26 protein-coding genes are annotated in these 25148 nt (G+C 66.5%); 16 read left to right on the top strand and 10 right to left on the bottom strand.

Annotated features, from left to right (window positions below; genetic code table 11):
- Positions 1-80 precede the first annotated feature (80 nt).
- From J8I34_RS16100 to J8I34_RS16085, 4 genes are read right to left on the bottom strand one after another with little or no spacing between them, the layout of a single operon-like run.
- A complete protein-coding gene (locus J8I34_RS16100; protein ID WP_209777351.1) occupies positions 81-890 on the bottom strand; it encodes an ABC transporter permease in 810 nt (269 codons plus the stop codon).
- A gap of 7 nt (positions 891-897) precedes the next feature.
- Positions 898-2094 carry an ABC transporter substrate-binding protein gene (locus J8I34_RS16095; protein WP_209806432.1) on the bottom strand — a complete coding sequence of 399 codons (1197 nt, stop codon included), beginning with the start codon at positions 2092-2094 and terminating at the stop codon, positions 898-900.
- Complete coding sequence (locus J8I34_RS16090) at positions 2087-3091, bottom strand: PQQ-dependent catabolism-associated beta-propeller protein (protein WP_209777346.1); 1005 nt, start codon at positions 3089-3091, stop codon at positions 2087-2089. The genes J8I34_RS16095 and J8I34_RS16090 overlap by 8 nt, the downstream gene beginning before the upstream one ends.
- The gene (locus tag J8I34_RS16085; RefSeq protein ID WP_209806431.1) at positions 3088-3885 is read right to left on the bottom strand and encodes an ABC transporter ATP-binding protein; all 798 of its coding nucleotides are present in this window, start codon (positions 3883-3885) and stop codon (positions 3088-3090) included. The genes J8I34_RS16090 and J8I34_RS16085 overlap by 4 nt, the downstream gene beginning before the upstream one ends.
- Positions 3886-4045: 160 nt before the next feature.
- On the opposite strand from J8I34_RS16085, the gene J8I34_RS16080 reads away from it, so the two are divergent.
- The 10 genes from J8I34_RS16080 (at position 4046) to J8I34_RS16035 (ending at position 14617) form a co-directional block, all read left to right on the top strand.
- Complete coding sequence (locus tag J8I34_RS16080; RefSeq protein ID WP_029049312.1) at positions 4046-6475, top strand: TonB-dependent receptor; 2430 nt, start codon at positions 4046-4048, stop codon at positions 6473-6475.
- A gap of 771 nt (positions 6476-7246) precedes the next feature.
- Positions 7247-8470: a polyhydroxyalkanoate depolymerase gene (locus J8I34_RS16075; RefSeq protein WP_029049311.1), complete on the top strand. Its 1224-nt coding sequence runs from the start codon at positions 7247-7249 to the stop codon at positions 8468-8470.
- A gap of 242 nt (positions 8471-8712) precedes the next feature.
- Positions 8713-8850: a hypothetical protein gene (locus J8I34_RS16070; RefSeq protein WP_209806430.1), complete on the top strand. Its 138-nt coding sequence runs from the start codon at positions 8713-8715 to the stop codon at positions 8848-8850.
- Positions 8851-8965: 115 nt separating this feature from the next.
- A complete protein-coding gene (locus tag J8I34_RS16065) occupies positions 8966-9283 on the top strand; it encodes a hypothetical protein (protein WP_029049310.1) in 318 nt (105 codons plus the stop codon).
- 71 nt (positions 9284-9354) lie between these two features.
- Positions 9355-9606 (top strand): DUF1488 family protein, encoded by a 252-nt coding sequence (locus J8I34_RS16060; protein ID WP_029049309.1) that lies wholly within the window; start codon positions 9355-9357, stop codon positions 9604-9606.
- A 68-nt stretch (positions 9607-9674) separates the two neighbouring features.
- Entirely contained in the window at positions 9675-10403 is a 729-nt protein-coding gene (locus J8I34_RS16055) for a hypothetical protein (protein ID WP_232232501.1), read from the top strand.
- Positions 10400-11800 carry an MFS transporter gene (locus tag J8I34_RS16050; protein ID WP_029049307.1) on the top strand — a complete coding sequence of 467 codons (1401 nt, stop codon included), beginning with the start codon at positions 10400-10402 and terminating at the stop codon, positions 11798-11800. The genes J8I34_RS16055 and J8I34_RS16050 overlap by 4 nt, the downstream gene beginning before the upstream one ends.
- A 140-nt stretch (positions 11801-11940) precedes the next feature.
- The gene (amrS, locus tag J8I34_RS16045) at positions 11941-13035 is read left to right on the top strand and encodes an AmmeMemoRadiSam system radical SAM enzyme (RefSeq protein WP_209806429.1); all 1095 of its coding nucleotides are present in this window, start codon (positions 11941-11943) and stop codon (positions 13033-13035) included.
- Positions 13036-13059: 24 nt separating this feature from the next.
- A complete protein-coding gene (locus tag J8I34_RS16040) occupies positions 13060-14070 on the top strand; it encodes a TGS domain-containing protein (protein WP_029049305.1) in 1011 nt (336 codons plus the stop codon).
- Positions 14071-14329: 259 nt separating this feature from the next.
- Complete coding sequence (locus J8I34_RS16035) at positions 14330-14617, top strand: GYD domain-containing protein (RefSeq protein ID WP_029049304.1); 288 nt, start codon at positions 14330-14332, stop codon at positions 14615-14617.
- 339 nt (positions 14618-14956) lie between these two features.
- On the opposite strand, the gene J8I34_RS16030 is transcribed toward J8I34_RS16035, so the two are convergent.
- The 3 genes from J8I34_RS16030 to J8I34_RS16020 all read right to left on the bottom strand — a co-directional run bounded on the left by J8I34_RS16030 (position 14957) and on the right by J8I34_RS16020 (position 16887).
- Positions 14957-15259, bottom strand: a complete 303-nt coding sequence (locus J8I34_RS16030; protein WP_209777337.1) for a hypothetical protein — start codon at positions 15257-15259, stop codon at positions 14957-14959.
- A 219-nt stretch (positions 15260-15478) separates the two neighbouring features.
- Positions 15479-16438: a tripartite tricarboxylate transporter substrate-binding protein gene (locus J8I34_RS16025; protein WP_209777373.1), complete on the bottom strand. Its 960-nt coding sequence runs from the start codon at positions 16436-16438 to the stop codon at positions 15479-15481.
- 227 nt (positions 16439-16665) lie between these two features.
- The gene (locus J8I34_RS16020) at positions 16666-16887 is read right to left on the bottom strand and encodes a hypothetical protein (RefSeq protein WP_029049301.1); all 222 of its coding nucleotides are present in this window, start codon (positions 16885-16887) and stop codon (positions 16666-16668) included.
- A 357-nt stretch (positions 16888-17244) separates the two neighbouring features.
- Between J8I34_RS16020 and J8I34_RS16015 the strand changes: the two genes are divergently transcribed.
- The 6 genes from J8I34_RS16015 (at position 17245) to J8I34_RS15990 (ending at position 21792) form a co-directional block, all read left to right on the top strand.
- Positions 17245-17895, top strand: a complete 651-nt coding sequence (locus J8I34_RS16015) for a DUF1345 domain-containing protein (protein ID WP_209777334.1) — start codon at positions 17245-17247, stop codon at positions 17893-17895.
- A gap of 86 nt (positions 17896-17981) precedes the next feature.
- Positions 17982-18830: a phosphonate ABC transporter ATP-binding protein gene (gene phnC, locus J8I34_RS16010; RefSeq protein ID WP_209806428.1), complete on the top strand. Its 849-nt coding sequence runs from the start codon at positions 17982-17984 to the stop codon at positions 18828-18830.
- A gap of 53 nt (positions 18831-18883) precedes the next feature.
- Positions 18884-19882, top strand: coding sequence for a phosphonate ABC transporter substrate-binding protein (phnD, locus tag J8I34_RS16005; RefSeq protein WP_209806427.1), 999 nt, complete (start codon positions 18884-18886; stop codon positions 19880-19882).
- A 76-nt stretch (positions 19883-19958) separates the two neighbouring features.
- Entirely contained in the window at positions 19959-20771 is an 813-nt protein-coding gene (gene phnE, locus J8I34_RS16000; protein WP_029049297.1) for a phosphonate ABC transporter, permease protein PhnE, read from the top strand.
- Between the two features lie 5 nt (positions 20772-20776).
- Complete coding sequence (locus J8I34_RS15995; protein ID WP_209806426.1) at positions 20777-21313, top strand: phosphonate degradation HD-domain oxygenase; 537 nt, start codon at positions 20777-20779, stop codon at positions 21311-21313.
- Between the two features lie 5 nt (positions 21314-21318).
- Complete coding sequence (locus tag J8I34_RS15990) at positions 21319-21792, top strand: GNAT family N-acetyltransferase (RefSeq protein ID WP_029049295.1); 474 nt, start codon at positions 21319-21321, stop codon at positions 21790-21792.
- Positions 21793-22597: 805 nt separating this feature from the next.
- Here J8I34_RS15990 and phnN read toward each other — a convergent pair.
- Genes phnN through J8I34_RS15975 form a run of 3 tightly spaced genes read right to left on the bottom strand, consistent with a single transcriptional unit; the run spans position 22598 to position 25091 of the window.
- Positions 22598-23173, bottom strand: coding sequence for a phosphonate metabolism protein/1,5-bisphosphokinase (PRPP-forming) PhnN (gene phnN / locus J8I34_RS15985; protein WP_209806425.1), 576 nt, complete (start codon positions 23171-23173; stop codon positions 22598-22600).
- Complete coding sequence (locus J8I34_RS15980) at positions 23170-23892, bottom strand: DUF1045 domain-containing protein (RefSeq protein WP_209806424.1); 723 nt, start codon at positions 23890-23892, stop codon at positions 23170-23172. Before J8I34_RS15980 ends, phnN begins: the two co-directional genes overlap by 4 nt.
- Positions 23889-25091: an alpha-D-ribose 1-methylphosphonate 5-triphosphate diphosphatase gene (locus J8I34_RS15975; protein WP_209806423.1), complete on the bottom strand. Its 1203-nt coding sequence runs from the start codon at positions 25089-25091 to the stop codon at positions 23889-23891. The genes J8I34_RS15980 and J8I34_RS15975 overlap by 4 nt, the downstream gene beginning before the upstream one ends.
- Positions 25092-25148: the final 57 nt, after the last annotated feature.

The following is a 25148-nucleotide window of genomic DNA, read 5'->3' as shown; positions in this document are numbered from 1 at the left end:
CTGGCAGCCGTGTCAGCACGCAACACTGCGTTGCATCTGCTCCAGATCTGAACAGCCATCCATGCGGGTCGCGGCCTGGTTCAAGCCTGCCCCCGGCGGGCCATGCCACGCTGCGGGTCATAGCCGTGCAGCGCCAGCGCGAAGAACACCGCCGCACAGCCTGCCACCACCGCCAGGCTCATCGGGGCCGCCTGCCCGTACAGCGCGAAGCGGATGGCCTCGACCGCATGCGTGAAGGGGTTGAAGCGCGCGAGCTGATAGACGATCTCCGCGCCCGATTCCTGCAGCTTCCACAGCGGATACAGCGCCGAGCTGACGAAGAACATCGGAAAGATCACGAAGTTCATCGTGCCGGCGAAGTTCTCAAGCTGGCGCACATGGACCGACAACAACAGTCCCAGCGCCCCCAGCATCAGCGCCGCCAGCGCCATGGCGCCGCTCGCGGCCAGCAGGTGCAACGGCTCGAAGCGGATGCCGAAGGCCATCGCCACCAGCAGGAACGCGGCCATCTGCAGCAGCGACAGCACCATGCCGGCGGCCAGCTTGCAGCCGAGCAGCCAGCCACGCGGCAACGGCGCGGTCAGCAGCAGGCGCATCACGCCCATCTCGCGGTCGTACACCATTGCCAGCGACGACTGCATGCCGTTGAACAGCGCGATCATGCCGAGCAGGCCGGGCGCGACGTACACCTTGTATTCGATGTAGGTCTCATACGGCGGCGCGATCGCGACACCGAGCGCGTTCTGGAAGCCGGCCGCGAACACCAGCAGCCACAGCAGCGGCCGCGCGAGCGACGACAGCAGGCGCCCGGGCTGGCGCAGGTACTTGCGCAGCTCGCGCCCGCAGACGGCGCGCAGCGCGCGCCAGCGATGGATCGGCACGGTGGCCATGGGTTCCTTACGAGGACGGGGCGCGGCACGGGGTGTCGGCCTCGTCCGCGCCCAGGGTATCGAGGTTGTTCTTCGGGTGCAGCACGCCTTCCACCGGCGCCACGGCAACGACGCCGTCCGGGTGAGCCAGCATGACCGGCTGGCGCAACTGGCGGTCCCAGCGCCGGAACGACAGCGGCGGGCCCTTGAAGCCGTCCACCACCACCTTGCCGGTGACCAGCGCCTGTGCCTGCGCGGCAAAACCGGCCTTCGGCTGCCTTGCGACGCTTTCCGCAATCGCCTTGACGGCCACCCACGCGGCCCAGTCGTAGCCCGTCATCGGGCGCCCCGCCGCGCGCGTGAAGCGCCGGTTGAGCTGCGGGCCACCATTGCGCTCCCAGGCCCAGTGCCAGGCCTGCGCGCCCAGGCCGCTGGCGCCCACCACGGGGCGCGGCAGCTGCGTGGCATAGGGCACGCCGCGGGCGAATTCGCCGTCGGCATCGGCGACCACCACCACGTCATGGTCGGTGCCGCTGGACAGCAGGTTCAGGTTGGCCTGGTCGCGTTCGCGCGGATCGTTGGACAGCCTGAACGTCCGTTGCGCCGACCACGCGATGCCGAAGCGCCGCGCGGATTGGACCAGCGCGTCGCGCTGCGCCGCGTCGCCCGTCGACGGGCCGCTCAGCAGCAGCGCGCGGCGCCACTTGCGCAGCGCCAGGTATTGCATCAGTGCGTCGGCACGCATGCGCAGGCTGGGCAGCGTGTGCAGCAGCACGGGCGAACAGGCGGCGCCGCGCAGGCCGTCGTCATCGGCCGAGACGTTGAACAGCAGGGCCTCGCCCGGCTTGACGGCGGCCGTCGCCTGCCTGATTGCCGCGGCTGGCAGGTCAAGCAGGATAAAGCGCGTGCCCTGCCGCGCCAGTGCCGCAACCATCGGCCCGACTTCCGCTTCGTTGCGCGCTTCCTGCGCATCGAGCCTGAGCGACTGGCCCGCTGCCTCCAGCGCGAAGCGTGCCTCCGCTGCCGCCACCTGCGCGCCGTCGAGGGCGCGCCCTTGCGGCTGCCCCGGGTAGCGCTGCGCAAGGCGGCGGGCCTCATGGCGCAGGTCGCCAGCCAGCGACACCAATGCGATACGCACCTCGGCGGCAGCGGCAGCGTCAGCCACACTCGCAAGCAGGCCCAGCGCGGCAACCAGCGACAGGCAGCAACGCAGGCGTTCAGTCATCGATCGCCACCGAGTGCGGCACCCGGCCCGCCTTGAGGGTTGCCGTCGCCTTGCTGCTGGCGGTATCCACCACGCTGACGTCGTCTGACAGGCCGTTGGCGACATAGAGCCTGGCGTTGTCGCGGCTCAGCGCCAGCCCCCATGCACGCCGGCCCACCAGCACATAGTCCAGCACCCGGCGCGACGCCACGTCCACCGCCGCCACGTGGTTGGCGCGCCCTAGCCCGACATAGGCACGCGTGCCGTCGCTGCTGGCCGCCATCCCCACCGGGGTCACATCCCCGGCGCGGAAGCCCCGCGGCGCGAAGTGGATGGTATGGGCCACCTCCAGCGTATCGGTATGGATCACGCTGACGCTGGCGGACAGCTCGTTCGAGACCCACAGCTCCTTGCCGTCGCGCAACAGCAGCAGCCGGCGCGGCCGGTTGCCGACCTGGATATTGCCGACCACCTTGCGCGTGGCCACGTCGATCACATGGACCAGGTTGGCCACCTCCGAGGTCACGTATACCCGCCTGCCATCCGCGCTGACCTTGACGCCCTCCGGCTCCTCGCCCACCTTGACGGCGAACACGCGCTTGCCCGAAGCGGTGTCGTAGGCCGACAGCAGGCCATCCTCTTCGTTCGAGACATAAAGCATGCGGCCGTCCCGGCTCAGGTCGAACAGCTCCGGGTCGTCGCCCACCGGCAGCGAAGCCAGCGTCTTGCGGCTGGCCACGTCGACCACGTCGACGCGGTGATCATCGCTGCATGCCACATACAGGCGCGCGCGATCGGGCGAGAGCTGCAGGTGGCGCGGCCGCTTGCACTGGCGCCACACAGCCAGCAGTTGCCGGCTGCGCGCATCGAAGGCGGCGATTGCATCATCCTTCTCGCTCGACACGAATACGTGGCCGCTGGCCACGCGCGCCGCTTCGGCCAGTCCGGCGCCCACCAGTAGTGCCGTCACCAGCAGCAGCGTGATGGCAAACCACTTTGGCGATGGCATCTCGTTCATGCTGGCATGCTCCTTTCGGTGTTGCTGGCAGAAGCGGCAGGAGCCCGCGTCATGGCCAGGAAAGCGCTCTCGAGATCGCCGCGCCCTGCCACGCCGCGCAGCGCCGCCGGCGTGCCGTCGAAGCGCACGGTGCCGCGGTCCAGCACGATCACGCGGTCGGCATGCTCCACCTCCTGCACCAGGTGCGTGGCCCACAGCACACCGGCCTGCGCCTGCGCGGTCAGCCGCCTGACATCGCTGACCATCTGCGCCCGCGAAGCCGGATCGAGCCCCACGGTAGGCTCATCCAGCAGCAGCAGTGCCGGCTCGTGCAGCAGCGCGCGCGCCAGCTCCACCTTGCGCCGGTTGCCGCCGGACAGCTCGCGCACCGGGGCGCGCGCCCGCGCGCCCAGGCCAAACGCATCGAGCAGCCGGACGATGCGCTGAGCGGCGACGCGGCGCGGCAGCCCGTGCAGGTCCGCATGGAAGCGCAGGTTGGCCAGCACCGGCAGGTCGAGATCGATGGCGGGCTGCTGGAACACGATGCCGAGGCGCGCCAGCGCGCGCACCGGATCGCGCCGCATATCGCTACCCAGCACCGTCACGCGTCCGGCATCGGCGACGAACAGGCCGCTGAGGATCTGGAACAGCGTGGTCTTGCCCGCCCCGTTGGGACCGAGCAGCGCCACGAACTCGCCGCGCCGCACCGCGAGCGAGACCCCGTCCAGCGCCACGCGGGCGCCGAACGCCTTGCGCACGGCCTCGCAGCGCAGCGCCAGCGGCGCCTGGGTAGCGGTGATGTCAGCCAAAGCCATGCTCCTGGGGGGATGTGGTCTGCGTTGGTGGTCGGGGTTCCGGCCAAGGCCGGGAGTTCTTCCCGATGCCCGAGGTACGGAACCTGCTCCTTCCTCAGCCAGTTCGATTTCAGGTGCCGCCCGATGCAGGCGGCCCCGCGTATGCCCGAGGAGATGCAAGATGCCAGCCAGCCCGTTCCCTGCCCCGCAAGAGCAGGCTTTCCGCCATGCCGCGGCCCGCCGCCGCCGGGTTGCCACGTCCATCGCCATGGCCGCGGCGATGCTGGTGCAGCGGCCCGCTGTTGCACAACTGGACACCGCTGCTCAAAAACAGGACAGCACGGTCCTGCCCGAAGTGCTGGTAGTCGCCGCGGCGCCGCTGCCGGGTATCGGCGTCGCCAGCGACCTGGTGCCCTACACCGTGCAGACCGTGCGCGGCGATGAGCTGGACGGCAGCCGCGCCGGCAACCTGGCCGACTACCTGGCCCGCAACCTGGCCGGCGTCAACGTCAACGACATCCAGGGCAGCCCGTTCCAGAGCGACATCACCTACCGGGGCTTCCGCGCCTCATCGATCCCGGGCGTGCCGCAGGGGCTCTCGGTCTATCTCGACGGCATCCGCATCAACGAGCCGTTTGGCGACGTGATCAGCTGGGACATGATCCCGGAGGCCGCGCTCGCCAGCGTATCGCTGGTCTCCAGCGCCAACCCGGCCTATGGCCTGAACAGCCTGGGCGGCGCGCTGGCGATGACCACCCGCTCCGGGCTGGACTCGCCGGGCGTCAGCGGCGACCTGTCCTATGGCAGCGGCAGCCGCAAGCGCGCAGACCTGTCGGCCGGCGTGCGCAGCGAAGGTGGCTGGCACGCCTTCGCCGCCGGCACCCTGTTCCAGGAGCACGGCTGGCGCGACCATTCGTCGGGGCGGCTCGGCAACGTCTTCGCCAAGGCCGGCTATGAGGGCGAGGCCAACAGCGTCAATGTCTCGCTGCTGCACGGCCGCAGCACGCTGACCGGCAACGGGCTGGTGCCGTCCTACCGGGCCGACGGCAGCGCGACGTTGCCCGACATTTACCAGTCGAACCGCCGCGCCGTGTATACCCACCCGGACCAGACCCGCAACCAGGTGACCCAGGTCGCCGTCAACGGCCGCCACTGGTTCGACGACAAGACCAGCGCGGCCGCACTCGCCTATGTGCGCAACAGCCGCCGCGACACCACCAACGGCGACGTCAACCCCGGATACGAGGCCTATGCCGAAGACTGCGAAGACGGCTTCAATGACGACGGCAGCCCGCGCGGCGGCGACTGCGGGCTGACCCGCGCCGAAGGGGCGGCGCTGCATCCCGCCGTGGTCAACACCACCCATATGCGCCAGCAGACCGTCGGCATGGCGCTCAGCCTCGCCAGGGAGACCGATCGCCACGTGCTCAACGCCGGCGTCAGCCTGGACCGCAGCCGGCTGACCTATTCGCAGTTCGAGCAGCCCGGCACGTTCACCGCCGACCGCGGCGCCGTGGCCGACCCGGCCGAGCCGAATGCGCTGTTCTCCGGGGTCAGCGGCAACGCGCGCACCTTCGGCGCCTACCTGTCCGACACCTGGTCGCTGACGGCTAGCACCTTCCTGACGGCGTCGGCGAGATGGAATCTGGCGACCGTCAGCAATACGCTGCGCAACAGCGACGGCAGCGAGCAGCCGCGCGAATCCTTCACCTACCGCCGCCTCAATCCCGCGCTGGGGCTGGCGCAGAAGCTGGGCGGCGGCGTCACGGTATTCGGCGGCTACGCGCAGAACAACCGCGTGCCCACCGTGCTCGAGCTCGGCTGCGCCGACCCCACGCGCCCGTGCCGCCTGCCGGCCGGACTGCAGGCCGACCCCTACCTGAAGCAGGTGGTCTCGCACGCCTATGAAGCCGGCGTGCGCTGGCGCCCCGGCAAGGACACCGAGTTCACCGCCACGCTCTACCGCATCGACAACCACGACGACATCCTGTTCCTGCGCGCGCCCAACACCCGGCTTGGCTATTTCGCCAACTTCGACCGCACCCGCAACCAGGGGCTCGACCTGAGCGCGCGCCAGCGGGTTGGCGACGTCACGCTGCGGCTGGCCTACAGCTACCTGCAGGCCACCTACCAGGCGGCCGGCCAGCTGGCGGTTGGCGAGCGCACCATCGAGGTCCAGCCCGGCATGCGCATGGCCGGCCTGCCGCGCCACACGCTCAAGCTCGGCGCCGACTGGCAGGCGCTGGCCGGGCTGACGCTCGGCGCCGACCTGGTCGCCGTGTCCGGCAGCATCGCCAGTGGCAACGAGGACGGCCTGCGCAGCGATCCGCAGCCGGGCCAGCCGCCCAAAACCGCCGATTGGCACGTGCCCGGCTACGCCACCGTCAACCTGCGCGCCGCGTACAAGGTGAACAAGCGCTTCGAGGTCTATGCGCGCGTGGCCAACCTGTTCGACCGGCGCTACGAGACCTACGGGCAAGTGGCGAACAACGTGTTTCCCGGCGGCAGCCTGGTGCAGCCGCACGTGGCGCCCGGCGATGCCGCGACGGCGTTGTTCGTGGCGCCAGGGGCGCCGCGCAGCGTCTGGGTGGGGCTGGTGTACCGGATGTAGAGATCCAGCACCACACGGCAGAAGGCCTCCCATTCGCGCTCGTTCTGCACTCCCAGGATGGTGGTCTTGCCGTCGCCGGAAAGATGGGTCGCGCCGGCGCGCGGCGGCGGCGTGGCGCCCTGGCTGTCGCCGTCATCCCTGGCTCTGTTTGCAAAGATTTACAAATTGCACCGCGGCCAGCGCCAGCTGCGGCGGCGCGCTGGAAATCAAACATCACTTGACAGGTGGCCTTTAACCGATGACTGCGATACACGATGCTGCTCCAGTCACTTTAATCGCTAAACAGGTATGCAAGGCGTTGCAGTAGGGTTTGATCGAATGTGTTACTGAATGTAAATCACGTAACTTGGATGCACGTGGTTCCGCTGGCATCGCGATGCGATGCCGGTAGCCCTGAGTAGTGGGGACGTCATGCAGCATTCCAATCGATTCACGTGCGGCCTGAGCCGTACGCTGGCATCCGGCCACAGCAGCCGGAACGGCCGTGCCGGCAAGACGCACGCTACCGGCGCTCAGGCAATTCGACATCGACGCCATCTCGGCCGTGCGCAGCACCTGCCGGCGCAGCACGGTCCGCCTCCCTCCGGCCGACCCCCGTTACAAGCCTGCCGTCCGCCCATCCACCTTGAGCGAAGTCGGTCCTGCCGCTGTCCGGCGCACCTCGTGCGCTGAAGCGATCGCGCCAACAAGCACCAACAAGAGGCCTGTCCGGGTTGCGGTCCCGGCCTCGGAACAACGCAGCAACCATTATTTCAAAAGGCGGGGAATGCCATGGCGCTCTATGCTCTGCGTGAACTCACGCTGCATTCGGTCGGACCGTTCGGGGCCATGATCGAAGCGGGTCAGCGTGCCATCGATTTCTGGGGCGAGTCCATCGCCTGGCTGCCAGGGATGCGCGAGGCCGGCGCCGCGCTTGATTTGTTCACCCGGCTGACCAAGTCCTATGGGAAGCCCGGCTTCGGCATCGGCGAGATCATCGCGTGCGGGCACCGGGTGGCCGTCACCGAAACCGTGCTGATCGAGGCGCCCTTCTGCCGGCTGCTGCATTTCAGGAAGGACATGCCATGCCCCGGTCCCCGCGTGCTGCTGGTGGCGCCGCTCTCTGGCCACTACGCCACGCTGCTGCGCCCGACGGTCGAAGCATTGCTGCCCGGGCATGATGTCTACATCACCGACTGGACCGATGCGCGCATGGTCCCGCTCGACGCCGGCGGCTTTGACCTTGGCGGCTACGTCGACTACCTCAAGACATTCATCCGATACCTCGGCGCCGGCACGCATGTCGTGGCGGTATGCCAGCCGGGGGTCCCGCTGCTCTGCGCGGTCGCCCAGATGGCCGAGGACGACGAGCACGCCCAGCCCCGCTCCATGACGCTTATCGCCGCGCCGATCGACACCCGCGTCAGCCCGACGGCGGTCGACCAGTTCGCGCAGAAATATTCGCTGCCTTGGTTCGAATCGAATGTCATCGAACGGGTACCCGACAGTTACCCCGGACGCGGACGACGGGTCTATCCGGGCTTCCTGCAGCTTGCTGGCTTCGTCTCGATGAACGTCGCACGCCACGCCGGCGCGCATCTTGACTATTACCGCCACCTCGTCGACGGCAGGCAGCACGAGGCCGCCCGGCATCGCCAGTTCTATGACGAGTACAACGCCGTGCTCGACGTGCCGGCCGAGTACTACCTGGAAACCATCCAGAAGGTTTTCCTGGAGCATCACCTGTGCCGCGGCTGCATGGAAGTCGGCCAGCGCCGTGTCCACCCCGAAGCCATCACCAATGTTTCACTGCTGACGATCGAAGGCGGCGAGGATGACATCACCGGCCGCGGCCAGACCGAAGCGGCCCACGCGCTCTGCGCAGGACTTTCCGCCGACAGGAAAGAACACCTGGTCGTTGACGGCGTGGGTCACTACGGGACGTTCGCCGGCCAGGGATTCCGGCAATCCATCCTGCCGGCCATTACGCGGCTCATTCAACGGTGCGCGGACTGAGCGCAATGTCACATGCTCGGCAGAGGTGGCCCTGACCCGCCGTGAACAGAGCAGCCCTCAGGCATCCGCGATATCGCCACGACAGACGATGTGGCGCTTTGTGAAATCCGGGCCGTGGTCGGGCAGTGATCAATCGCCGAGTGCCGCTTTCATGCGGACAGGCATGAAAGTCATGTTGTTAATGCATCTAAGCGCGTATGCTGGAACTGCCACCTTGGCAAGCAACGCACCAGGAGCACTCCATGGCCAAGAGTCAACTACGCAGCACTCGCGAACCGAAAAAGCCCAAGCAGCCCAAGAAGCCGGCAGTGCCGGCAACCCCGTTCAGCACGGTCCATTCGAGGGTTGGGAACGAAGGCGTCGCCAAGAAGAAGACGTAAATCAGTTGGCCGCGGATACGCGGCACAGTGATGACACGCAACTTGTAATGTTCACCAAAAGGAATTGATTTGATATCTCCACATTGAAAGCGCAGACCGCTTCGGGAGGCGCATCATGATCCATTACAACACGGACCCCACTTTTCGCGGGCTTCCGCTCACTGCCGAGCAAGACGCGGAAATTCGTCACTACCTGAAGAGGAAGGCCAGGCTGGGCAAGCCATGGAATACCCCTGAGCTGCGCGGGATGCTTGAGGACATGCTGCTGCCGCCGAGAACCGAGGACGACAGCCGGAGCGACATCCCGCGCGACGCAGTGGCCGCCGCAGAGCGCGCGGCCGCGTTCGTCGACCAGGACATGGAGCCAATCGAGGCGTTTGAGGAATTGCATGCCGCGATGGAAGCCGAGAGCATGAAAGGGAATACGCACTAGCCGAACGCTCCGCGCAGGTAGTGAGCGTAGCAGCCCGGTCCGGTCAAGGGCGTAGAGCGCAGGACGACAACATGGCACTAAGCTTCCCCAACCCCAGCCGCAGCTATGATGAGTCCAGGCATGGCGTGTGGTTCTGGGGTTATGACAACGCACGCGAAATCTCCTTCCTTGTGGACGACCGCGTACTGATGAATTTCGACGCCGCACTCGGCTCTGACGAAGCTGGGATGCTGGCCTCCTTTGACCGGCATCGCAATGAGATCCTGAAGATGGCCATGGCGCTCTATGCCGAGGGGCCGCAGACTCTCTACCTGCTGCACTAAGAATGCGCGCCTGCCGGCAAGCCCGCCCTGCCGCCAGGGTTGCCGCGGTCTGGTTGCTGGTGGCCGTCATGGCCACCGGGGCCTGGCTGCTGCCGCGCATCGCGCAGCCGCCGCAATATCATCGTTTTGCCGATCCTTATGTCTGCTTCGGCATGCCCCACTGCCTCGACATCGGCTCGAACCTGCTGTTCCTGCTCGCGGGCGCGGCTGGCCTGCGCTATCTGGCCACCTCCACCGGCAGTCGTGCGTTTATCGCACCGGCCGAGGCCTGGCCCTACCGGGTGCTTTTTCTCGCGGTCTTCCTCGTGGGCCTGGGCTCGGCCTATTACCACCTGGCACCGGACAACCAGCGGCTGGTGTGGGACCGGGCTCCGCTGGCGCTCGCGCTGATGGCCTGGCTGGGCGCCAACGTGTGCGAGCGCGCCAGCCTGAAGGCCGGCTTGCGGCTGCTGCCGCTGCTGCTGATCGTGGGGCCGGCCAGCGTCGGCTACTGGGCATGGAGCGAAGCCCGCGGCAGCGGCGACCTGCGCCCCTACCTGCTGATCCAGGCCTGCGCCATCGTGGTGGTGCCGCTGCTGCTCTGCCTCTATGCACCGCGCTACACTGGCGACCGGGATGTGCTGGCCATCACCGGCTGCTATGTGCTGGCCCTGGTTTGCGATGTACTGGACCACCAGATCGCTGCGCTGACGGGACTGGTTAGCGGGCACACGCTCAAGCACGTGATCGCCGCGCTGGCCGTCTATGGCGTCGTGCTCCGGCTGAAGCGGCGCCGCCTCGTGGAGGAAGGAACATGACCGTGTCCGAATCGCGTGGCCAGGCGCACGCGCCGCGCGTGCCCGCAATGCTGGGCGCCGACGTACGGCCGCGCGAAGTTTGGGCATGGGCCATGTACGACTTTGCCAACTCGGGCTATACCACGGTGGTCATCACCGCGTTGTTCAATGCCTATTTCGTCGCCGTCGTGGCCGGCAATGCCCCGTGGGCCACGCTGGCCTGGACCGGGGCGCTTTCCCTCTCCTATGCGCTGGTGGTGCTCACCGCGCCCTTCGTCGGCGCCTACGCTGACCTGCGCGCCGCCAAGAAAACACTGCTTGCCGTGACGACCGCAGGTTGCGTGGTATTCACCGGGCTGCTCTATTTCGCGCAGCCCGGAACACTTGTCCTGGCTATTTCGTGCGTGGTCCTGTCCAACCTGTTCTTCGGCAGCGGCGAAAACCTGATCGCCGCCTTCCTGCCGTCGCTCTCCACCGCCCGCGCCCTGGGCAGGGTGTCCGGCTGGGGCTGGAGCCTTGGCTATATCGGGGGCCTGGTCACGCTGGGCGCATGCCTGCTCTATGTCAACTGGGCCAGCGCGCGCGGCGACGCCGCCAGCCAGTTCGTGCCCGTCACCATGCTGATCACGGCCGCCATCTTTGCCCTGGCGAGCCTGCCGACCTTCCTGCTGCTGCGCGACCGTGGCGTGCCGCAGGTCGCTGCGGCGGCCGCGCCGGCTGGCGAACAGGCCATCGGCACGGCCTGGGCCAGAGTCTGGCAACGCCTCGGCCAGCTGCGCCAGTTTCGCGACCTGCGCCGCTTCCTGCTGTGCACCGTGTTCTACCAGGCCGGCATCCAGGCAGTGATCACGCTGACCGCCATCTACGCCAACCAGGCCATGGGCTTCACCATGCAGCAGACCCTGACGCTGGTACTGGTGGTCAACCTGACGGCAGCGGCCGGCGCCTTCCTGTTCGGGCCTGTGCAGGACCGCATCGGCCACGTGCGCGCCATTGCCCTGACGCTGCTGGGCTGGATCCTGACCATCCTGCTGGCGTATGCCGCGCGCGAAGCGCCGCTGTTCTGGCTCGCCGCCAATGTGGCCGGCCTGTGCCTGGGCGCCGCCCAGTCCGCCGGACGGGCCATGGTCGGACTGCTGGCCCCGCCCTCGCGCGCGGCCGAGTTCTTTGGGCTCTGGGGGCTTGCGGTCAAGCTGGCCTCGATCGCCGGGCCGCTGACCTATGGCATGGCAAGCTGGCTGACGGGTGGCGATCACCGCCAGGCGCTGCTGGTTACGGGCAGCTACTTCGTCGTCGGGCTGGTGCTGCTGTGCGGGGTCAACACCGTGCGCGGGCGGCGGGCCGCCTTGCGCGCCGAGCGAATGGTGGGGCTGGAAACCAGGTACGTCGCCGCCACTGCCGGACCCGCTAGCGGGTAGGCACGCGCACTGCGGCCTAGAATGAAACTGCCCTTTGGCGAATGAATCGCCTTGTCCGCTTCCAGGTGTTGGCACGATGGCGAGGTTGCTGCGCGTGCGCGCGTTACTTGCCTGGAATCGCGCCTCAGGAGGGATAGGCCATGACGGCAATCGAAACGCCCTCTCCGGGAACATATCCCGGCCGCTACTGGCATTTCCTGGACGACGGCCGCATGCAGTGCGACCTGTGTCCGCGCCACTGCCGCCTGCATGAGGAGCAGCGCGGGGCCTGCTTCGTGCGTCAGCGGCTTGGCGGGCGGATGCTGCTGACCGCCTATGGCCGCTCATCCGGATTCTGCATCGACCCGATCGAAAAGAAGCCGCTCAACCACTTCTACCCGGGCAGCGCCGTGCTGTCGTTCGGCACGGCAGGCTGCAACCTGGCCTGCAAGTTCTGCCAGAACTGGGACATCAGCAAGTCACGTGAAATGGAAACACTGGCCGTGGCAGCCATGCCCGAAGCCATTGCCGAAGCGGCTGCGACCCACCACTGCAAGAGCGTGGCTTTCACCTATAACGACCCGGTGATTTTCGCCGAGTACGCAATGGACGTTGCCGATGCCTGCCGCGAACTGGGCATCCTTGCGGTGGCAGTAACCGCCGGGTATATCGGCGAGCAGGCGCGGCGCGATTTCTATAGCCGGATGGACGCGGCAAACGTCGACCTGAAGGGCTTTACCGACGCGTTCTATGTGGCATTCACCGGCGCACACCTGCAGCCAGTGCTGGATACGCTCCTGTACCTGAAGCACGCAACCAAAGTCTGGTTCGAGATCACAACCCTGCTCATTCCCGGCAAGAATGACAGCGATGAGGAGATCCGCGCAGAGGCCCGGTGGATCGCGAGGGAACTTGGCACCGACATCCCGCTGCACTTTACGGGGTTTCATCCCGACTACAAGATGCGCGACGTGCCGCCGACGCCGTTCTCCACGCTGGCGCACGCCCGCAGGCTCGCGATCGACGAGGGGCTGCGTTACGTGTACACCGGCAATGTCCACGACACTGAAGGCGCAACCACCTATTGCCCCGCCTGCCGTGCACCGTTGATCGTGCGCGACTGGCATGCGATCGAGAGCTATCGCCTCACGCCCACCGGAACCTGCCCCGACTGCTTTGAACCGGTTGCCGGCTGTTTCGGGCATTTCGAGCATCACTTCGGGCGGCGCCGTATTCCCGTGCACATCGGAACGTAACCCATCGTGCAGCGCTGACGGCCCATGCCAGCAAACCTCACTCCGGAGTACAAGCAGGCCGAACAGGCCTATCGGCTGGCACGCCAGCCGCGCGAGCAGCTCGAATGCCTGAAGGAGATGCTCCGTGTCATCCCCAAGCACAAGGGAACCGAGCGTCTGCAGGCCGATATCAAGTCGCGGATCAGGGAACTGACGCAGGAATCTGCGGCCCACGGGAAGGCGGCCCACAGGGGGCCGTCACATGCGGTGCATCCCGAAGGCGCTGCCCAGCTCTGCCTGATCGGCCCGTCCGGTGCGGGAAAATCCAGCCTGCATGCGCGGCTGACAGGATCGGGCAGCGAGGGCGGGGCCTATCCCCACCCGACCCAGTTACCGGTTCCCGCCATGTTGCCGTTCGAGGACATTGCATTTCAGCTGGTGGATCTGCCACCTGTCTCAGCCGAATTCATGCAACCCGGGCTCACCGACATAGTGCGGGTGACAGACGGCGTACTACTCGTGGTCGACCTGAGCGCGCCGGATTGTACTGAACAGCTGGCACTGATTCTCCGGCGACTCGCCGAAGCAAGGATAAACCTGTTGGAGCGCTGGCCGGGTCAGGCGGACAGCCCTGCAGCATCGGCGGCGGCTGGCCTGTTCAGTGTCCACCTCCCTGCGCTGTTGCTGGCCAACAAGGCCGATCTCGCGAACCCGGAGGATGCAGCGGTGCTCGAAGACCTCCTCGGCGTACATTTTCCGGCGCTCGCGACCTCGGCAACCCGCGGACAAGGACTGGCCGAGATCGGGCCGTTTCTTTTCAGAGCCCTGAGCATCGTGCGTGTCTACACCAAGGCACCCGGGAAACCGGTCGACCAGAGTCGGCCTTTTACGATGCGCCGCGGCGACACCGTACTGGACGTCGCCCTGCGGGTGCACCCGGATCTCGCGCGGACGTTCAAATTTGCTCGCATCTGGGGGAGCGGCAAGTTCAGCGGACAGCAGGTGGGCGCCGATCATCCGGTGGCCGATCGAGACGTGGTGGAACTGCATTCGTAAGCACATCGCTGGCCAAAGCCAGGCCGCACCGAACTGGTTGACGGGGCCCGGCAGCAGGCGAGCGACGATGACATAGACTAAATGACTGTCCGTCGCGTGCCTGGTGCCGCTTTGCAACCATGCAACGTCCATGACAACGTTGACGCGGGCTAACGGCGATGGCAGACGCGCGACTACGCTTCTGCATAACGCGCGGCCGGTTGGTCCCGCATGACTGCCGTGCGGGATTGCGGTGCAACTTCTCGCACGGAGGTATGCCATGACTACGTACGTCATCCTCAGCCGTCTCGCTCCTGACGCGTTCACGGATCCCAAGGACATGAAGAAACTCGCCGCCACGGTGGCCGAGAAGATCAAGACCGAATGCCCTGCCGTCACCTGGAAAGACAGCTATCTGACACTCGGACGCTTTGACGTGGTGGACATTGTCGAGACGGACGACCTGAAGCAACTGGAGCGTGCGGCGTTGATCATCCGAGGCTACGGCCACGCCGCGACCGAGACGCTGCAAGCGACGCCGTGGGACAAGTTCATCGCGTCCCTGTAGGTGGCCCCTGTAGGTGGCCCCTGTAGGTGGTCCCTGTAGGTGGCCCCTGTAGCGCGGATCGATGGTTCAGGCGGCTCGCGCGGCGGGCGGCACGGCCGGATTCAGGTTGACCTGTTCGTCGGCCGCCCTATAATCAAAGTGCTGGCTGAGACACGCTTTCATAGAGCGGAGGTAGGTCAGCGAAATGATCATGTTCCCCAGATGGTTTACTGGTTGAAGCGTGATCGTGCAGGCGACATATGCCTGCAGGTCCGAGCCGGATCATGAGTTGCTGACCCGGTTCGGACGCCCCCAAATGGCTGGAAGCACCGAGCAAGGTGCTTTTTTGTTGGGTACTCCCTAGATATCGGGAGCAAGCAGGAGTCCGCTTTTCACGGTGTGGATCAGCGCGAGACGATCTTCGACTGCCTTGCGCAGGACTTCTCGTCCCCTAAATGGATCCGTCAGGTAACTGGCGTACTGGCTTTCCCGAATCTGCACCTTGAGGCTCATCATCGTCGATCCGCTCTCCGGCCATGTCACCGTGAACGCCGGATGGCCGTCAGCGCATTCAACGAAAGCCGTGTCAGGCGACGCAAAACAGGAGTCAGCGCCCTGGGCCAGGAACTGGAGATCCTTGTCCTTGAACTCGTAAGTTGCCATGTTTTTCTCCCATCGCGCAGAAGATCGCGGCGTGGACGTCATCAGCGCGGTCAGCAGCACATCCGCTCATTCCCATGTTAATACGCCTGCAGCATCTCGGCAGACGTGCTGGCGTGCTTCGCGGCGGTGCGCCAGCAGGCCGCCAAGGCAAACATGCCGCACGGCCTTCGCCGTGCGGCATGCTGGTTACCTGCGTGCGCTGGCCGCGGCCGCGCGGGATCAGTCGGCCTCGACCTTCATCGTCTTCAGCAGCGGCTGCCACTTGTCGCTTTCGGCCTTGAGCCAGGTCTTCAGCCCCTCCGGCGTCTGCTTGTCGGCGGGCACAATCTCGGCGCCCAGGTCATCGAGGCGCTTGGCTACCACCGGATCCTTCAGCGCCTGCTGCAATGCCTTGGTCAGCCGCGCCACCACTGCCGGAGGCGTGCCCTTGGGCGCGTAGACACCATGCCAGACCTTCATGGAAAAGCCCTTCATCCCGCCTTCCTGCAGCGTCGGCGCATTGGGCAGCGCCTTGATGCGATTGGGCGTGGTCACGCCATACAGCTTGACGCGGTTGGCGTTGATATGCGGTAGCGTGGAGGTAGTCTGGTCGCACAACAGGTCGACCTGGCCGCCCAGCAGGGCCGTCATCGCAGGCCCCGTGCCCTGGTACGGGACAGAGGTCATCTTGACGTTCACCGCTTCCTCGAACAGGAGACCGCACAACTGCGACACCGCGCCGAGGCCGGCATTGGCCAGCGACACCTTGTCCTTGTTCTGCGATACGTACTTCACCAGTTCAGCCGCGTTGCCGGGCGGCAGATCCTTGCGGCCGAGCAACGTCATCGGCACATCGGCAACCTGGCCGACATATTCGAAATCCTTCAGCGGGCTGTACGACAGCTTCTTGTACAGCGCCGGCGCCGTGGCCATGCCGTTGTGGTGGATCAGGATGGTGTAGCCATCGGGCTGCGCGCGCGCGACGAACGCCGCCGCGACCGTCCCGCCGGCGCCGAGGCGGTTTTCCACCACCACGCTCTGCCCCAGCTCCCTGGCCATCGCCTGCCCGAGTGCGCGCGACACGACATCGGTGGGTCCGCCTGCCGAGAACGGCACCACCAGCGTGACCGGCTTTGACGGATAGGCATCCGCAGCCAGCGCCCCACTGGCGAGCGCCAGGCCCAGCGCCGCGCCCACCATCCATTGCCAACCCTTGCCCTGCACTGCCTGCGTCACCATCGTTGCCGTCTCCATGCTGCCGGCACGTGTGCGCGCCGGTCTGTTATCGATCGGCCGCCAGATTGCAGGACAAGGTTACGGCTGGCTATTTGGATTTCCCGAACGGGCCATATGGCAAAACAGAATGTCCGGCAGACATCGAAGGACTGGCAAGCATGCCGCGGCGGCAAGCCGCGCATGTCAGGGTGTCACTGGCAGGCGCGGGGCTCTTTCGCGCGGATGCGCCCGAGTGCCTTGAGGAAACGGTAACCCTGGAGCGTGACCTGCGGCCGGCTGACGCTGGGGCCGACCCGTTCCAGCGTAATCAGCTGGTGCGCGAGCAGCGCTTCCACATCGGTCCGGTCCAGCTCGGGCGGGTCGCTGCTGTCGTTGACAAGGACCAGGGTGGCAAATTCGTGATGACTCAGCACAGGCGTCTCCTCGGCAAACATGGGTAGTGTGTTGCAACGGGACTGCGCTAGCGCCCTCCGAGGGCCGGTCTGGTGGTGCAGACCCTGTTGTCCGGGGGTGCTTGAGATTGGATCGCGACACTTACGGTTTGCGCCGCGAGTGTTCATCTTAGTCGGTCACCCGAGACTGTTCAATGCCAGATGCAGGATGGCGGGCCGGTGCATTATCCTCACATTGCCCTGCCCATCGGCGCTCGCGCGTCGCAGCGCAACATGCCGACGCAGCGGCTATGTCCGACCGGTTGGCCGGTATGCGATTTACCGCCGCGCCCACGGAACGCCGACGGCCAGGACCTATGACAGACAGCCGCCTCAGCCATGCACACGACTCCCTCCGTTGCCATCGGCAAACGACTCGCGCCGCCGCGCTTCCTGGTGTGCGCCGCGATCCTGATCGTCGCGACAGGCGCGGCGGCAGCGCTCGGCGCGCAGCTGCGCATCGCGCTGCTGATCGGCTTCGATATCGCCGCACTGGTCTTCCTTGGCGCCGCGCTGCCGCTGTTGCGCGCCGATGCCGCCGCGATGCGGCGCACCGCCGAGCTCAACGACGCCAACCGGCCCGCATTGCTGGCCATCACCGTGCTGCTGTCGATGGTCATCCTGGTAGCGATCGGCACGCTGGTCGCGCGCCCCGGGACGCCGCACTGGCTCGACGTCGCGCTGATCGTCGCGACGCTGATCCTGTCCTGGCTCTTCGCCAATACCGTGTTCACGCTGCACTATGCACACCTCTTCTACCTGCAGTCCCCCACCGGCGACCGGCGCGGGCTGGAGGTGCCCGGCGTGAGGGAACCCAGCTACTGGGACTTCCTGTATTTCAGTTTCACGCTGGGCATGACTTTCCAGACATCGGACATCACCATCCACGGCGCGCATATGCGCAGGGTGGCGCTGGCGCACTGCATGGCTGCGTTCCTGTTCAACATGGGGATCCTGGCGTTCACCGTGAACGCTCTTGGCGGCCTGTAGCACGGAAGTACGGCGCACCCGGCCTTCATCTGTCTGACATATACGCCCGCCAGAATCCGTGACGTCATTCAAGCCACGGAGTCGTCATGACCCAAACAATTGAAGTCCGCGGGCTTTCCAAATCGTTCCGCGCGGACCGCAAGGCGCTTGACGAGGTCACGCTGAGCGTTGCCCCCGGCGAAATGGTTGCCCTGCTGGGTGCCTCGGGATCGGGCAAGTCGACGCTGCTGCGGCATATGGCCGGCTTTGTCACCGCCGATGCAGGCGAGATCCTCGTCAACGGCCGCCCGGTGCAGCGCGATGGCCGCCTGGCCCGCAACGTGCGCCATGTGCGCGGCGAGATCGGCTTCGTCTTCCAGCAGTTCAACCTGGTGGGCCGGCTGCCGGTCATCACCAATGTGCTGGTCGGCATGCTGGCGCGCATCCCGAAATGGCGCAGCCTGTTCCGCATCTTCAAGGCCGATGAACTGCGCGCCGGCCTCGATGCACTCGCCCAGGTTGGTATAGACGACTATGCGTTTCAGCGCGCGTCGACGCTGTCGGGCGGCCAGCAACAACGTGCGGCAATCGCGCGCACGCTGGTGCAGAACGCGCGCGTGATCCTGGCCGACGAACCGATCGCCTCGCTCGACCCGGAATCGTCGCGCCGCGTGATGTCGCTGCTCACGCAGATCAACCGCACGCGCAAGGTGGCGGTGGTGGTATCGCTGCACCAGGTGGACGTGGCCATGCGCTACTGCCCGCGCGTGGTGGCGCTGCGCCACGGCAAGGTGGTCTATGACGGCCCGTCGGCGGCGCTGACGTCGGCCATGCTGCGCGACCTGTACGGCACCGAGGCCGACGAGCTGCTGCACGATGCCGCAACGGATGCGGACGAACCCGCCGCGGCAATGCCCGCGCCGGCGATGGTCACCATGAACCTGGCCGCGGCCTGAGCGCCGCCCTTACCCGCAGTCTTCCTCCCAAGCTTTCCCAATCGGAGTTGTCCATGCTTCGCAGAACCTTTGTCGCCGTCGTTGCTTCCGGCCTCGTCGCCCTGCCGGCCCTGCCCGCCTTTGCCCAGGACGCCAAGAGCCTGAACATCGGCTTTATCTCGACGGAATCGTCGTCGAACCTGAAGGCCGCCTGGCAGCCGCTGATCGACGATCTCAGCAAGACGCTGGGCGTCACGGTCAAGCCGTTCTTCGCCTCGGACTATGCGGGCATCATCGAAGGCATGCGCTTCAACAAGGTCCAGATCGCCTGGTTCGGCAACAAGTCCGCCATGGAAGCGGTGGACCGCGCCAGCGGCGAAGTGTTCGCCTCGGTGATCGACAAGGACGGCAACCCGGGTTACTGGTCTCTGCTGATCATCAACAAGGACAGCGACCTGAAGAGCGTCGGGGACGTGATCAAGCGCGGCAAGGAGCTGAGCTACTGCGCCGGCGATCCCAATTCGACCTCGGGCACCGCGGTGCCGGGCTACTACCTGTGGACCGCCAACAAGGTCGATCCGAAGACGCTGTTCAAGGCCGTGCGCATCGGCAACCATGAAGCCAACCTGCTGTCGGTGCTGAACAAGCAGGTGGACGTGGCGGTGAACAACACCGAAAACATGGAACGCTACCGCATCAACACGGGCAAGAATCCCTTTGACCAGGTGCGCGTGCTGTGGAAGTCGCCGCTGATCCCGGCCGACCCGATGGTCTACCGCAAGGACCTGTCGCCTGAGTTGAAGAAGAAGATCCAGACCTTCTTCGTCAACTACGGCAAGGGCGCCGACGCCGCACGCGAGAAGCAGGTGCTGGCCGCGCTGACCTACCAGGGCTTCCGCCCCTCCAGCGATGCGCAGCTGGTGCCGATCCGCCAGATCGAGCTGGCCCGCGAAAAGGCCAAGATCGAGACCGACACCACGCTGGCCGCTGCCGACAAGGACAAGCGCCTGGCCGACGTCTCGCGCCGCCTGGCCGAGCTGGACAAGGCCGCCGCGGCCACCACCGCGCAGTAAGCTGCGCCTTGCACGGGGCCGGCCTGTCGCCGGCCCCGTGCCATTTCCTCACTCCCTGCTTCAATCCGGATTGCCCATGACCGCCACTGCCACGCCCGGCCTGCCCCCGTCGTCTCGAAACCCTGTCAGGCCGCCGCGCACGTCCCTTGCCATGATGCTGACCTGGGCGGTCGTACTGGCCTTGCTCGGCCTGTCCTGGCAAGGCGCCGACATGCGCCCGCTGGACCTGCTGCGCGATTCCGACAACATGGCGAAATTCGCCGCGGAATTCTTCCCGCCTGATTTCCGCGACTGGCGTCACTACCTGGACGAAATGCTCGTCACCGTGCAGATCGCGCTGTGGGGTACCGCCATGGCGGTCGCGATGGCGGTGCCGCTGGGGTTGCTGTGCTCGGCCAATATCGTGCCGGCGTGGATCTACCAGCCGGCGCGCCGCGTCATGGACGCCTGCCGGGCCATCAATGAGATGGTGTTCGCGATGCTGTTCATCGTCGCCGTCGGGCTGGGGCCGTTCGCTGGCGTGCTGGCAATCTGGATCCACACTACCGGCGTGCTTGCCAAGCTGTTTGCGGAAGCGGTCGAGGCAATCGACCCGCGGCCGGTTGAAGGCGTGCGCGCCACCGGCGCCAGCCCGGTCGAAGAGATCGTCTATGGCGTGATTCCGCAGGTGCTGCCGCTGTGGCTGTCGTTTGCGCTGTACCGCTTCGAGTCGAACGTGCGTTCGGCGTCGGTGGTGGGCATCGTCGGCGCCGGCGGCATCGGCTCCGTGCTGTGGGAAATCATCCGGAGCTTCCAGTATGGGCAGACCTGTGCGGTGATGCTCATCATCATCCTGTTTGTGTCGGCCATCGACATTATTTCCGCGCAGATCCGCAAGGTGTTGGTGTGAGCGACATGCTGACGATCGAACGCATCGAAGCCCTCTTCGCCAGCCATGGCACCGAATGGTATGGCGGTGAATCCATCAGCCAGACCGCCCATGCGCTGCAGTGCGCGCAATTGGCCGAACAGGCCGGCGAGCCCGATGCGCTGGTCGTGGCGGCCCTGCTGCACGACATCGGCCACCTGATGCTGGCCGAAAGCACCACCACCGACATGCGCCACCAGGAGGCCGCCGCCGACGCGCTCGCCGCGCTGTTCGGCGAGGATGTCACCGAGCCCGCGCGGCTGCACGTCGCCGCCAAGCGCTACCTGTGCGCGGTCGACCGCTCCTACTTCGACACACTGTCGCCCGCTTCGGTGCAGAGCCTCGCGTTGCAGGGCGGGCCCTATGACGCAGCCCGCGCCGAGGCGTTTGCCGCCAGCGCCCATGCCGACGCCGCGGTGCGCCTGCGCCGCTACGACGACCTGGCCAAGGTGGTCGACATGGCCACGCCACCGCTGGCACACTATCTCGCTATCGCCGCGCGCTGCGCGCGCGCTCCTTTGTGAATGGCATGAACGGATCGCAGGGAACGGCCGAAGCCGTGCTGGCGCTACGCGAGGTGCGTGGTTCCGACGCCGAATTGCGGCACCTGTCGGCGCTGCTTGCCGCCATGGATGATGAGCCGCCGCTGTCGCTGGAAACGATGCGCGAGCGGTATGCGACCATGCGGCGCTATCCGGACTATCGTTGCTACATGATGGTGGATGCTGACGGGATACCGCTTGGCACCTTCAGCCTGCTGGTGTTTCCTGTGATGGTTCACGACGGGCGGCCTGAGGCCATCGTCGAAGCCGTCGTGGTGGCGCCGCACGCGCGCGGCATGGGTGTGGGCAAGGCGATGATGCGGGAGGCCATGCGGCTGGCGCGGGAGGCTGGGGCTGGAAAGCTGGCGCTGTCGTCAAATGCGCGGAGGCTGCAGGCGCATCGGTTTTATCGGGGGTTGGGATTTGTTGAGCATGGGGTTAGTTTTAGTGTTGGGCTTTGAGCGCGGCTGTCGCGGCTGGTGACATGCTGTCGGCCGTTGACGCGCCTGGTTCCGCCCTCCTGGGCGGGTCACTTTTTGCCCGAGCGGCAAAAAGTAACCAAAAAACGCGTCGCCTGAGCGGCTGGCTATCAAGTTGGCGGTGTGAGTGGTTCGGGCGGTGGTGATTCCGTTCGATGTGGCTAGTGGTTCGAACCTGCTACGCCAGGTGAGTTTGGGATAGAGGCTGCGTCGATCCACTATTGAACGATCCCCATGCCGGGCGTAGGCCGCCTGCTGCCGGCGTCAACGCGAGGACGCCTACGGCTGCGCTGCGCGCGCTCAGTATCGTAGGTCGGGGGCTCCGGCACGGAGTGCGTCGCTGCGCTCGCACAGCGCCGTCGTGAGTGTCTTCGGGCCTGAAGCCGGACGAGGACGTGGGCGGTTGCGCTGCCCTAGGGCCGGCGCGCAGCGCAGCCGTAGGCGTTCCTACCATGCCGCCAGCAGCAGGGGCCACCCACAGCTCTGGGCTCGTTCAAACATCGCGTCAATCCCGAGCCACCGTGGCGCACCAAGGCGTCAGGCAGTCTTGCTCTGCGACGAAGCCAGACCCCGTACGAGAGCCGCGGCCCACTACGATAAGAGTGGCCGCCCGCAGGGCCGTAAACGCGCTTTTTGGTTACTTTTTGCCGCTCGGGCAAAAAGTGACCCGCCCAGGAGGGCGGAATCAGGCGGTTCAACAGCCGACAGCATGTCATCAACGGCGACAGCGGCCGCTTAAACAGCCGACAGCATGCCACCACCAGCGACAACGGCAACAAAAGCTCAGCTACACATCCCCCACCCCCACCACCCGCGCCAAAGCATCCGCCGACGCCCGCAACGCCCCACTGTTATCGATCTCCACCAGCATGCAGCCATCCGGAACATCAAACACCTGCCCCGCACGCACCAGCCGCCGCGCGATCGACTCATCTGACTCACGCCCACGCTGACGCAACCGCGCCGCCAGCACCTCCGGCTTGACCCGTACATGGATAGCGCAAAGCTTCGGATATCGCGCCACCGCCTGCGGCAGGTACTCCCGCGATCCATTGACGATCACCGTCAATCCTGCAGCCAGCCACTGCTCGATCTCGACCCCAATCCCATAGTGCAGCCCATGGCTGTGCCAGTTCAGCGCCAGGCATCCAAGCGCCTGGCGGCGCTGGAACTCATCGGGACTAAGGGCCACCGATGCTTCATTGGCATCGGCCTCGCGCGTGATATAGCGATGCGCCACCACGACGCGATCGTCGAGCCCCAACCGCTCGCGCAGCGCGCGCAGCAGCGAATCCTTGCCGCTGCCGGACGGCCCCATTACGTAGAACAGGCCACTGCCGTCAGACTTGATTCCCGTACTCATGCGTCCAGGTACGCCGCGCCGGCGCCATCGTTGATACTGCCATCGAAGCCATAGTGGCGACCGACGATAAAGTCGTCGCCAGCGCGCGGCTGCACGAATACGCTGATGCCATCGACATGCAGCGGCGTTTCCAGCAGCTTGCCGCTATCCGCCGACAGCCGTGCCAGCGCGGCAGCCTCGCTGGCGGCATCGAGCATGCCGGTCAGCGTGATATGGAAGACAAAGGTCTCGAACACGTACGGATAGCCCCAGGCATCGAGCATGCGGCGCTGTGCCGCGCTCAGCTGCTCCGGCCTGCGTCGTGCCAGTTCGGCCTGGGCCGGCGGCGCCCGGAAGCGCTCGAATGCCACCACGCTGGCATCGGCCAGCGCCTGCATCGGCAGTGACGCTTCGGCCAGGCACCATGCGACAAAGCCCCGCAGCGAGCGCAACGCCAGCGGCGCGTCGAACGCTTCGCGGCCGCGCGCAAATTCTCGTGCCGCGGCGTCGAGCTGCGCGCCGTCGGTGCCGGCGGCAAGCCGGAACGGCGGCTTCAGCGTGGCATGCAGGCCATAGTGGGCCGGCGCCCGCACCCGCTCTAAGGGCGGCGCCGTGAACCCGGACGGCATGGGCATGGCCGCACCGGTATCGGCATCGCGGCCAAGCCACTGGCTGCCGAAGGCACGGAACGGCTCGCCCGGCGCCAGGTAGATCGCGTAACGGTGAGCATGCATGGTCATGCCGCCAGTGTACCGGCGTCGGCAAGATCGACCAGCGGCGGCATCGCCGCGGCATGCTTCAGTTCGCCATTGACGATGGTGGCGCAGACGCGCGGCGCACCGGGCTGCCTGTCGTCGACCAGGATCGCGTCGGCGCGCAGGCCCGCTGCCAGCGTGCCGCGATCGCGCAGTCCGGCGGCACGCGCAGGATTGCGCGACACGAGGTGCCACGCGCCCTGCAGATCGAGCACGCCCAATTGCGCCAGGCGCAGCGCCGCCTGCAGCGGCGCCGGGTAGTAGTAGTCGGAAGCGAGCACCGTGCACAGGCCGGCGGCCACCATCTCGGTCGCATTGGGCGCGCCGGTGTGGCTGGTGCCGCGCACCACGTTGGGCGCGCCGAACACGATGTCGTCGCCCAGCTGGCGCGCCAGCGTGGCGGCGTCGATGGTCAGCGGAAACTCGGCGATACGGCAGCCGCGGCGGTGGTAGTGCTGGCGCGTAACCACGTCCGGGTCGTCATGCGAAGCCACCGGCAGGCCGGCCGCGCGCGCGGCGGCGATCAGGCGCGCCATCGCCTCCGGCACTTCCTGCGCATTGGCGCTGGCCGCACGCAGGCGCCGGCGGAAGGTCTCGACGTCGCACTCTGCGCGTTCGGCGTACTGCCGCAGCTTGCCTTCGTCGGCCATGCGGCGCGCCATCATCGGCAAATGGTCGTTGATGGCGAGCAGGCCAATGCGCCCATCGGCGATCCAGGCGAGCGCGGTATCGACGCCGGCGAGGTGGAATGCCTCGAAGCGCAGATGCACCTTGTGCTCGGCGCCAAGCATGGGGCGCAGCTGCGCGAGCGCTTCGAACATGCGCAGCGCATAGGCTTCGCCGCGCAGCCCGCCCTCCCACGACAGGGTCACGCCATGGAACTCGGTGGTGATGCCGTTTGCGAGCAGCTGGCGGTCCATGTCGAGCAGCGCACCCGCATACGGAAAACTGACGCCCGGGCGCGGCATGACGGCGCGCTCGAATGCATCGCCATGGATATCGACGATGCCGGGCAGCACCAGCAGGTCGCCCGCGTCAAGCCATAAGCCGGATGCAGGCGCATGCTGGGCGACAGTGCCATCGCGCCAGCCAAGCGTAGCCGGCCCCAGGCCCGCCGCACCAAGCACGCGGCGCCCCGTGATGCCGCTCAGCTGCGGCGCTTGGGTAGGAATGATCGTATGCATGGACATGCACGTTAGCGCGGACAAATGACAAACAGATGTCTAGACCAATGCGCGCGG

It is taken from the genome of Cupriavidus phytohabitans, assembly GCF_017815025.1.
GTDB lineage: Bacteria > Pseudomonadota > Gammaproteobacteria > Burkholderiales > Burkholderiaceae > Cupriavidus.
Note: the sequence above shows the minus strand (reverse complement) of the source record. Positions and strands in the feature narration are given on the sequence as shown.